The sequence below is a fragment of the Bradyrhizobium sp. CSA207 genome (assembly GCF_029051685.1).
GTDB lineage: Bacteria > Pseudomonadota > Alphaproteobacteria > Rhizobiales > Xanthobacteraceae > Bradyrhizobium.
On sequence record NZ_JAACFT010000011.1, the window covers coordinates 219,822 to 229,005 of the forward strand.

Annotated in this window: 10 protein-coding genes; 5 read left to right on the forward strand and 5 right to left on the reverse strand. The window is 65.5% G+C overall.

Going from position 1 to position 9,184, the window contains the following annotated elements; genetic code table 11:
* Positions 1–2 precede the first annotated feature (2 nt).
* Positions 3–749, reverse strand: a complete 747-nt coding sequence (locus GWG65_RS14975; protein WP_275196343.1) for a hypothetical protein — start codon at positions 747–749, stop codon at positions 3–5.
* Positions 750–1,116: 367 nt separating this feature from the next.
* On the opposite strand from GWG65_RS14975, the gene GWG65_RS14980 reads away from it, so the two are divergent.
* Entirely contained in the window at positions 1,117–2,325 is a 1,209-nt protein-coding gene (locus tag GWG65_RS14980; RefSeq protein WP_275196325.1) for a L,D-transpeptidase, read from the forward strand.
* 137 nt (positions 2,326–2,462) lie between these two features.
* Positions 2,463–3,431, forward strand: a complete 969-nt coding sequence (locus GWG65_RS14985; RefSeq protein WP_275196326.1) for an NAD(P)-dependent oxidoreductase — start codon at positions 2,463–2,465, stop codon at positions 3,429–3,431.
* Between the two features lie 4 nt (positions 3,432–3,435).
* On the opposite strand, the gene GWG65_RS14990 is transcribed toward GWG65_RS14985, so the two are convergent.
* Both GWG65_RS14990 and GWG65_RS14995 read right to left on the reverse strand, forming a co-directional pair.
* Entirely contained in the window at positions 3,436–4,398 is a 963-nt protein-coding gene (locus GWG65_RS14990; RefSeq protein WP_275196327.1) for a D-2-hydroxyacid dehydrogenase family protein, read from the reverse strand.
* A gap of 129 nt (positions 4,399–4,527) precedes the next feature.
* The gene (locus tag GWG65_RS14995) at positions 4,528–4,743 is read right to left on the reverse strand and encodes a hypothetical protein (protein ID WP_275196328.1); all 216 of its coding nucleotides are present in this window, start codon (positions 4,741–4,743) and stop codon (positions 4,528–4,530) included.
* Between the two features lie 234 nt (positions 4,744–4,977).
* Between GWG65_RS14995 and ettA the strand changes: the two genes are divergently transcribed.
* Both ettA and GWG65_RS15005 read left to right on the forward strand, forming a co-directional pair.
* Positions 4,978–6,627, forward strand: a complete 1,650-nt coding sequence (gene ettA, locus GWG65_RS15000; RefSeq protein WP_275196330.1) for an energy-dependent translational throttle protein EttA — start codon at positions 4,978–4,980, stop codon at positions 6,625–6,627.
* 6 nt (positions 6,628–6,633) lie between these two features.
* Positions 6,634–7,860 (forward strand): lytic murein transglycosylase, encoded by a 1,227-nt coding sequence (locus GWG65_RS15005; protein ID WP_275196331.1) that lies wholly within the window; start codon positions 6,634–6,636, stop codon positions 7,858–7,860.
* A gap of 94 nt (positions 7,861–7,954) precedes the next feature.
* Here GWG65_RS15005 and GWG65_RS15010 read toward each other — a convergent pair whose 3' ends face one another.
* Entirely contained in the window at positions 7,955–8,239 is a 285-nt protein-coding gene (locus tag GWG65_RS15010) for a hypothetical protein (RefSeq protein ID WP_275196332.1), read from the reverse strand.
* Positions 8,240–8,450: 211 nt separating this feature from the next.
* Positions 8,451–8,789 (reverse strand): hypothetical protein, encoded by a 339-nt coding sequence (locus GWG65_RS15015; RefSeq protein WP_275196333.1) that lies wholly within the window; start codon positions 8,787–8,789, stop codon positions 8,451–8,453.
* A 135-nt stretch (positions 8,790–8,924) separates the two neighbouring features.
* On the opposite strand from GWG65_RS15015, the gene GWG65_RS15020 reads away from it, so the two are divergent.
* The coding region (locus GWG65_RS15020; RefSeq protein ID WP_275196334.1) for a hypothetical protein at positions 8,925–9,184 on the forward strand (260 nt) is incomplete at its 3' end.

Consider the following 9,184-nt stretch of genomic DNA (forward strand, 5'->3'; position numbering starts at 1 on the left):
GCCTACTGCCGGGCGCGCGCGGTTGCTGTCGCCGCGAGCGCGGGCTGCTGCTGCGGCGCGAACGGATCGTAGGTCTGTTGAACAGGCGGCGGCGGGCGCCGCACGACGCGGTGCCGCTTCTTCGCCTTCGCCCGGGGCTTGGTCGTCTTGCTCTCGGGCGCGCTGCTGGCCGCCTTGGCATCAGCCTTGGCCTTCGCGGGCGGATCCTTCAAGGCCGTGGTTGCCGGGTCGTTCAGCGCCGCCACCTTGGCGCTCGCAATGTCGAGCGCCGAGGATGCCAGGGCAGCATTGGTCTCAGATGACGCTGGTTCGCTGACGGCGGCAGTCGCAGTGTTGTCCACGGCAATGGTGTCGGCCGGGGTGAGCGTGTCGGTCACGGCGGCCTCCGCCTTCGCTACTTCCGTCGCAGGCGCGGCCTCGGTGACTTGCGGCTCAGGCTGCGCGTTCGTCTCGGTCGTCACCAGGGCGACCTGCTCGGGTTCGCTCGCCGGCAGTCCGATGGTCGGAACCTGGTCCCGCAGCGACGGCGCGGGCTCGGCTTCTGCCTCGGCGCGCAATGCGGAAAGCACCGGCTGGGCCGGTTCGGACGCCTGCGCGAACATCTGCTCCTGCGGACCGTTCCGCCAGGACGGGTTGGTGACGTACTGCTCATGCGTCGCCCGCAGCAGCGCGGCGGCGCCCAGGCCGAACACCAGGATGGAGGTTGACAGCAGGATCGCGGCAAACAGGAAGCGAAAGCCGGGAAGCATCGACGGGTTACGAATTTCCGCCCCGGCAGTGTGGTCGCCCGGGCCTTGAGCCATCTGAACGCGGTGTCGGTACTGATTGCTGCGTTCGCCACACGGGATCGGAGCTCAAAGCGGCGGCGAATCAGGCTGATTCGAACATACCGCAACGATTCCGCGCCGTTCCCTTAAATTCGGGGCCGCAAACTCCGGCGATCTATGGCGCGATGCGATTTCCGCCCCGTGATGTAACGGGGCAACGGTAGTCTTGCGGATCACAAATCGCCAAATCCGGCGCAAATGAGCCTCTTATGTCTTGAATGTGCCGCTATCTTCGGTCATCTGGCCGTTAACGGTCCGGACGGGGCCCGGGGACTATACAAGAGCGATGATGATCAAACATTTTCTGACGATATGCGCTGCCGCAACAGTCGCTGCGGCGGGAACTTCGCTCGTGCACGCCCAGAGCTATCCGGTGCAGCAGGCCCCGGGTTATGGCGCCCCGGCCGAATATCGCCCCGGCGACCGCACGCCGAATTTCGATGCGCTGGAAGATGATGACGACGGCATGCCGCAGAGCTCCGCGGCGCTGCCGCCGCCCGGCCCCCCGAGCGCATCACCCGGCGATCCACGCTACGGCCGCCCCGCCGGCGCGCCGGTCTATTCGGCCGCGCCGCCGCAGGGTCCGGTGATGTCGCCGGATGATCCCCGTTATGGCCGTCCCGCAGGTGCCCCGGTCTATTCAGCGGCCCCGCCGCAGGGCCCGATCATGTCGCCAGACGACCCCCGTTACGGCCGCCCTGCCGGCCCGCCGGCGGTGATCTATGCCGACCGTCCGGCGCAGCAGGCGCCCGGCAGCGACGGCCTGCGTCCGCCGGAAGCCATCGGCGGTCCGGCCGCGACCGGTGCGGTCTCGCAGCAGCCCGCCCTCGGTGCCGATGGCCGGCCGATGTCGATCGCCTCGCTGCCGCCCGAGGAGCAGCCCGACGCCGCTCCGGCGCAGTTGCCGCAGAATCTGCGCCGTCAGGAAGTCTCGCTGGCGACCAAGGAGCCGGCCGGAACGCTCATCGTCGATACCCCGAACACCTATCTCTATTACGTGCTCGGCAATGGCCGTGCGATCCGCTACGGCGTTCGCGTCGGCCGCGACGGCTTCACCTGGACCGGCGTGCAAAAGATCACCCGCAAGGCCGAGTGGCCGGACTGGCATCCGCCGACGGAAATGATCGAGCGCCAGCCCTATCTGCCGCGCTTCATGGCCGGTGGCCCCGGCAATCCGCTCGGCGCCCGCGCAATGTATCTCGGCTCGACCGTCTACCGCATCCACGGCACCAACCAGCCCTCGACGATCGGCAAGTTCGTCTCCTCAGGCTGCATCGGCATGCTGAACGAGGACGTCTCCGACCTGTTCGATCGGGTCAAGGTCGGCACCCGCGTGGTGGTGATGCCGGGTGGCCCGCCGCCGGGAACCGCAACCGCATCCGCAGCGCCGACGCCCGGTGCTGCTGGTCCGGCTCCGATGTCTGCTCAAGCCGGCCCGGTCCCGGGCACGCAGCCGACGGTGGTGCCGCCGCTGCCCGCGCCAGTCACGGTGCGCTGAACCGGCTCGCAGGAATTGGCTAATTACGGCGCGTGAACTTCGGTCACGCGCCGTAATTATTTGACGCGCATGTGCACTTGAACGGCTCCGCACCTCGATTACGTCCGAGAGGATTGCAACGAATTGAGGAGCACACGATGCGCATCTTTGTTGCGGGCGCGACCGGCGCGGTCGGGCAGTATCTTGTTCCGGCGCTGGTCGCGGCGGGTCATTCCGTGATTGGCACGACGCGGAGTGCGGCAAAAACAGACTTCGTGCGCCAATTGGGTGCGGAGCCGGTCGTCGCCGACGGCCTCGATGCTGACGGCATGCGCGCTGCGGTCGTTGCGGCGAAGCCCGATGTGGTCGTCCACCAGATGACGGATCTTGCGGCCGCCACGGACCTGCGTCATTTCGATCGGGCTTTCGCGCGAACCAACGAGCTCCGCACACGCGGAACCGATATTCTGCTCGCCGCCGCACGCGAAGCCGGCGCGAGGCGCTTCATCGCGCAAAGCTTCTGCGGCTGGACCTTCAGTCGCACCGGGGGAGCGGTGAAGACCGAGACCGATGAACTCGACCTGCATCCGCCGCAAGAGCTGCAACGCACGCTCGAGGCCATCCAGTATCTGGAGCGAAGCGTCACCGCATCGACGACGCCGGAGGGCATCGTGCTGCGCTATGGATTCTTCTATGGACCCGGCACCGGCACGCTCTCGCCGGCGATGATTGACCAGCTCCGGCACCGGCGTGTGCCAGTGATCGGCGATGGCGGTGGCACGTGGTCGTTCATTCACACCGAGGATGCCGCCTCCGCCACGCTTGCCGCGGTTGAGCGCGGACGCGCGGGCAGCATCTACAACATCGTCGACGATCATCCGGCGCAGGTGAAGAATTGGTTGCCTGCGCTGGCCGAGCTGCTTGGTGCCAAGCCGCCGCGTCACATTCCCGCCTGGCTCGGGCGCCTGCTGGCGGGCGAGCATATGGTTGCGATGATGACAGAGGTGCGCGGGGCATCCAACGCCAAGGCAAAGCGCGAGCTCGGCTGGCTGCCGGCGCATGCCTCCTGGCGCGACGGCTTTGCCGATGCGGCAAGGCAGTCCACCAGCTACCGCTCGGCCGCCTGAGGCGTCAGGCCAGTTTCCGCGGCAGCTCGCCGCCCTTGGTCCAGGCGTCGATCGCCTCGACCATCTGGCCGTAATGGATGCGCAGGCCGTCCTCGGTCGCGTAGCCGAGATGCGGCGTCAGCACCAGGTTGTCGAGCTTGCGGAACGGATGATCGACGGGCAACGGCTCGACCGAGAACACGTCGATGCCGGCGCCCGCGATCTTCTTCTGCTGCAACGCCTCCAGCAGCGCCGCCTCGTCCACGATCGGCCCGCGCGCGGTGTTGACGAGGAAGGCCGTCGGCTTCATCCGCGCGAGATCCGCAGCTCCGACCAGTCCGCGCGAACGCTCGCTCAGCACCACATGGATGGTGACGATATCCGCCTTGGCGAACAGCTCCTCCTTGCTGGCATAGCTGACGCCAACCTCCTTGCACTTCTCGGGCGTTAGGTTCGGGCTCCAGGCGATCACGTTCATGCCGAATGCTTTCGCGATGCCCGCCATCTTGCTGCCGAGCTTGCCGAGCCCGACGATGCCGAGCGTGCGGCCTTCGATCTCGGTGCCGGCGAAGGTCTGCCAGGGCTCGCCGGCATGCATGCGCGCATTCTCGCGGCCGATGCCGCGGGTCAGCTCCAGGATCAGGCCCATGGCGAGCGGGGCGGTCGGATCGCGGGAATATTGCGTGCCGGCGATCGCCACATTGCGGGCCTTCGCGGCCTCCATGTCGATCGAGGCGTTACGCATGCCGGAGGTCAGCAGCAGCTTCAGCATCGGCAGCGCCTGGAGCAGGCTGTTCGGAAACGCGGTGCGTTCGCGCATCGCGCAGATGATCTCGAAATCGCCAAGCGCGCCGGCTGCGGCCTGCTCGGAGGCAAAGGGGTGGCTGAACACGGTGACATCGACGCGGTCGGACAGTTTCGACCAATCGGCGACGTCGAGGGCAACGTTGAAATAGTCGTCGAGAATTGCACAGCGCAGCCGCGTCATCGGCGCTCATCCATGGCGAGAGGGGACGGCGCAAGCGGAGCGCCATCGTCGAAACCGGGCCATGGTTGCGCACAATCAGAGCTGCGCGCAAGCAGCTTACGTCTTCAAAAATCCGATAGGGAACGAGGCTCAGAGATCGCGGGGCTTCAGCCGGAGCGGCGTATCCATGCCGTGCTTGGCGCGCCAGGCGGGGCCTGGGCCGCGCATGTAGTGCAGTTCCGGACGATAGGGATTGAAGGCGGTGGCGAAGAAGCGGGTCCAGAACGTCTTGAGCTCGGTGGCGAGCCTGGCGGAGCGGCCGGCTTCTGCCGGAACGGGAAACGAATTGGTCTCGATCATAGCCATGATGCGGCCTCGCTGTTCTCCCCGCCCGTTCTGCGCGGGTGGCGCTTTTTTCAGCGCTGAGGCGAGCTTTGGCCTGATTTATTAAAAGATGGTTTCAATTGTCCGGATCCGCGGCCGGATGGTGTCCGTCCCGTATTCATCCGTGGTGAACGGAGGGAAAACATTGCCCTTTGGGGGCGGGATCGCTACATCGGCGGCAGGCAAATTTCCTCAAATCGAAGGTTTTCGGGACCGATGGCGCGCCAGTTCATCTATTTCATGAAGGATCTGACCAAGAGCTACCCGACGCGCAAGCTGCTCGACAACATCAATCTGAGCTTCTATCCGGACGCCAAGATCGGCGTGCTCGGCGTCAATGGCTCGGGCAAGTCGACGCTGCTCAAGATCATGGCCGGCCTTGACAAGGAGTACAACGGCGAGGCCTGGGTCGCGCAGGGGGCCCGCGTCGGCTATCTCGAGCAGGAGCCGCACCTCGATGCCAAGCTCAGCGTGCGCGAGAACGTCATGCTGGGCGTCGCCAAGCAGAAGGCCATCCTCGATCGCTACAATGAGCTGGCGATGAACTACTCCGAGGAAACCGCCGACGAGATGACCAAGCTGCAGGATGAGATCGAGGCCCAGGGCCTCTGGGATCTCGACAGCAAGGTCGACCAGGCCATGGACGCGCTACGTTGTCCGCCCGACGATGCCGACGTGACGAAGCTCTCCGGCGGTGAGCGCCGCCGTGTCGCGCTGTGCAAGCTGCTGCTCGACCAGCCCGAGCTGTTGCTGCTGGACGAGCCCACCAACCATCTCGACGCCGAGTCGGTGTCGTGGCTGGAAGGCCATCTGCGGAATTATCCGGGCGCGATCCTGATCGTCACCCATGATCGCTACTTTCTCGACAACGTCACGGGCTGGATTCTCGAGCTCGACCGCGGCAAGGGAATTCCTTACGAGGGCAATTACTCGTCCTGGCTGGTGCAGAAGCAGAAGCGGCTGGAGCAGGAAGGCCGCGAGGACGCCGCGCACCAGAAGACGCTCGCCCGCGAGCAGGAATGGGTCGCCTCGTCGCCGAAGGCGCGGCAGGCCAAGTCCAAGGCGCGCTACCAGCGCTACGAGGACCTGCTCAAGCAGGCGAGCGAGAAGCAGACTCAGACCGCGCAGATCATCATTCCCGTCGCCGAGCGGCTTGGTGCCAACGTCGTCGACTTCGAAGGCCTCAGCAAAGGCTTCGGCGACCGTCTCCTGATCGACGATCTCACCTTCAAGCTGCCGCCCGGCGGCATCGTCGGCGTGATCGGCCCCAACGGCGCCGGCAAGACCACGCTGTTCAAGATGATCACCAAGCAGGAAACTCCGGACAAGGGCACCATCACGGTCGGCGAGACCGTGCATCTCGGTTATGTCGACCAGTCGCGCGACGCGCTCGATGGCAACAAGAACGTGTGGGAAGAGATCTCCGGCGGCAACGAGCTGATCTTGCTCGGCAAGAAGGAAGTGAACTCGCGCGGCTATTGCTCGGCGTTCAACTTCAAGGGCGCCGACCAGCAGAAGAAGGTCGGCGCGCTCTCCGGCGGTGAGCGCAACCGCGTGCATCTCGCCAAGATGTTGAAGTCCGGCGCCAACGTCCTGCTGCTCGACGAGCCGACTAACGACCTCGACGTCGATACGCTACGCGCGCTCGAAGAGGCGCTGGAGGATTTTGCCGGCTGCGCCGTCATCATCAGCCATGATCGCTGGTTCCTCGACCGCATCGCGACCCACATCCTGTCATTCGAGGGCGACAGCCACGTCGAATGGTTCGAAGGCAATTTCCAGGATTACGAAAAGGACAAGATGCGCCGTCTCGGCCAGGACAGCATCATTCCGCACCGCGTGAAGTACAAGAAGCTGACGCGGTGATCCGGCATGATACGGCGGGCACTTATTGCTGCGGTGATCGTTGTCACCTGCGGCTGGTCGCCCGCTCGCGCCGCCGACGCTGCCTTCACGCAATTCATTGCCTCGCTCTGGCCGGAGGCGCAGGCGGCCGGCGTGTCCCGCGCCACGTTCGACGAGCAGATGCGCGGGCTCGAGCCCGATTACAAGCTGCCCGACCTGATTCTGCCCGGACGGCCCGCAACCGGCGCGCCGTCGCAGGCCGAGTTCGTGCAGGTGCCTGCCGATTACGTCAAGGAAGCATCGATCGCGCGCCTTGCCGGCGAGGGACAGCGGCTGCTGCAAAAATATCACCCTGCTCTGACGCAAATCGAGAAGAGCTCGGGTGTGCCCGCAACCGTGATGCTCGCGATCTGGGGTCGCGAGACCGATTACGGCCGCTACACGCTGCCTTATGATCTCGTGCGCGTGCTGGCGACGCAGGCCTATGTCGGCCGGCGCAAGGACCAGTATCGCAACGAGTTCATCTTGGCGCTGAAGATCCTGGGCGACGGCGTGGTGACGCGCAAGGACATGCGCTCGTCCTGGGCCGGCGCCACCGGGCTCACGCAATTCCTGCCTTCGGAATACTACAAGCACGGCGTGGATTTCGACGGCGACGGCCGCATCGACATCTGGCACTCGGTGCCGGATGCATTGGCCTCAGCCGCACAGCAACTCGTCAACAAGGGTTGGCAGAGCGGCGTGCGCTGGGCCTACGAGGTGCAGGCGCCGGCCAAGGTCGATTGCACGACTGGCGTGCCCGAGGTGACGAAGTCGATCGGCCAATGGTTGCGCGAGGGCTTCGTGCCGGTGCGCGGACAACGACTGAGCGCCGCCGAGCAGGCGCAGCCTGCCTCGCTGTTGCAGCCGGAAGGAATCTACGGTCCGTCGTTCCTGACTACCAAGAACTACTTCGTCATCAAGGAATACAATTTCTCCGATCTCTATGTGCTGTTCGTCGGCCATCTCAGCGACCGCATGACGAGCCCGCAGCCGTTCGCGACGCCGTGGTCGGCCGCAAAGCAGCTGCGGACGAAGGATGTCGAGGCGATGCAGCGCGGGCTCACGCGCGTCGGGCTCTACAAGGACAAGATCGACGGCAAGGCCGGCATGCAGACCCGCGCCGCGCTCGGCGCCTATCAGAAGTCGGCGGGCCTGAACGTCGATTGCTGGCCGAGCGAAGAGGTGCTGCGGTCGATCCAGGCGGCGCGCTGAGCGATCGTCGCGAAAGAAAAAGCCTGAAAGAAAAAGCCCGGCCGAGAGGCTCGGCCGGGCTTTAATCGCGGCGCATACGCGCCCTGCGATCAGATCAGTAGCAGACGCGAACCGGGCGGACGACCCAGCCGTAGCCGTCCCAGTAACGCTGGCGCTGCCAGTAGCAGGGCGGCGGCGGCGGGCCGGGCTCGGCCACGTAAACGGGGCCGCCATAGGCGGGACGGCTCGACGCGATGGCGCCGCCGACGATTGCGCCGCCGATCAGGCCGGCCGCGATGCCAGCGCCGACGCCGTCATGGGCCCTGGCGGACGGAGCGGCAGTTACCAGCGAACCGGCGACCGTCGCAACCGTGAGGGCGGCAACTAAAGTCTTCTTCATGCTCTTGGCTCTCCTGCGAGATGGACGCTTCTTGTTAGGAGCGCCCGGGTTTCAAAGGTTCACGCACACTCTGATGGAATTGGCCGTTGGGTTAGGAAGCGCGCAAATGGTCAATCCACGGTAAACGCGCACGGAGCTGTGACGAGAAAAAGCGGTCTTTTTCAGGCCCCGAGATGAACGGCGCGTCCGTAATCAACCGGCCTTTGGCGCTTCAGCCACAGACTCTGACGCGACGGACGCGCCAGGCATAGCCATCCCAGAAGCGCTGCTTCTGCCAGACACAGCCGTTGCCGTAATAGTCGTCGGCGACGTAGCCGGGACCCGGCGCATAATAGCGGGGCGGGTAGTAGCCGGGGCCATAACCCGGTCCGTACGCATAGCCGGGACCGGGTCCGTAATAATACGGGGACGCCAATGCGCCGCCGACAATGGCGCCGCCGATGATCCCGGCGGCCACGCCTGCAGCGACGCCGCGCTGCGCGTGGGCGGGTCCTGCTGCCGAAAGGGCCAGCACGGCGGCGGCAGCGGCTGCCAGGAGTGATCTCTTCATGGGCTCGATCTTTCTCACGCGGGACTGCGGAACACTTGCGGCCAGAGTTCCACACTTCGTTTGAATGATCAATGAACGGCACCTTTGGTGGGGACGACCAATTAATGCAAAGGCAGTCCCGCCTGGGAGACGACGATGGGCAGCATGCTGGTGAACACCCTGATTGCGGCTGGGATCATCTCCGCGATTGGCTATGGCTGGATCACCCATCTCCAGAACCGCGGCCAGCGGCGCTCGCGTGCCGGCGCGGGCGGGGATGGCGGCGACAGCAGCTATTCAGGGACGAGTGACGGGGTCTCGCTGGGAAGCTGGTTTTCGAGTGATAGCTCGGCAAGCTCGAGCGACAGCGGCAGTTGCTCCAGTGGCGATAGCGGCGGTGGCGGGGATTGCGGAGG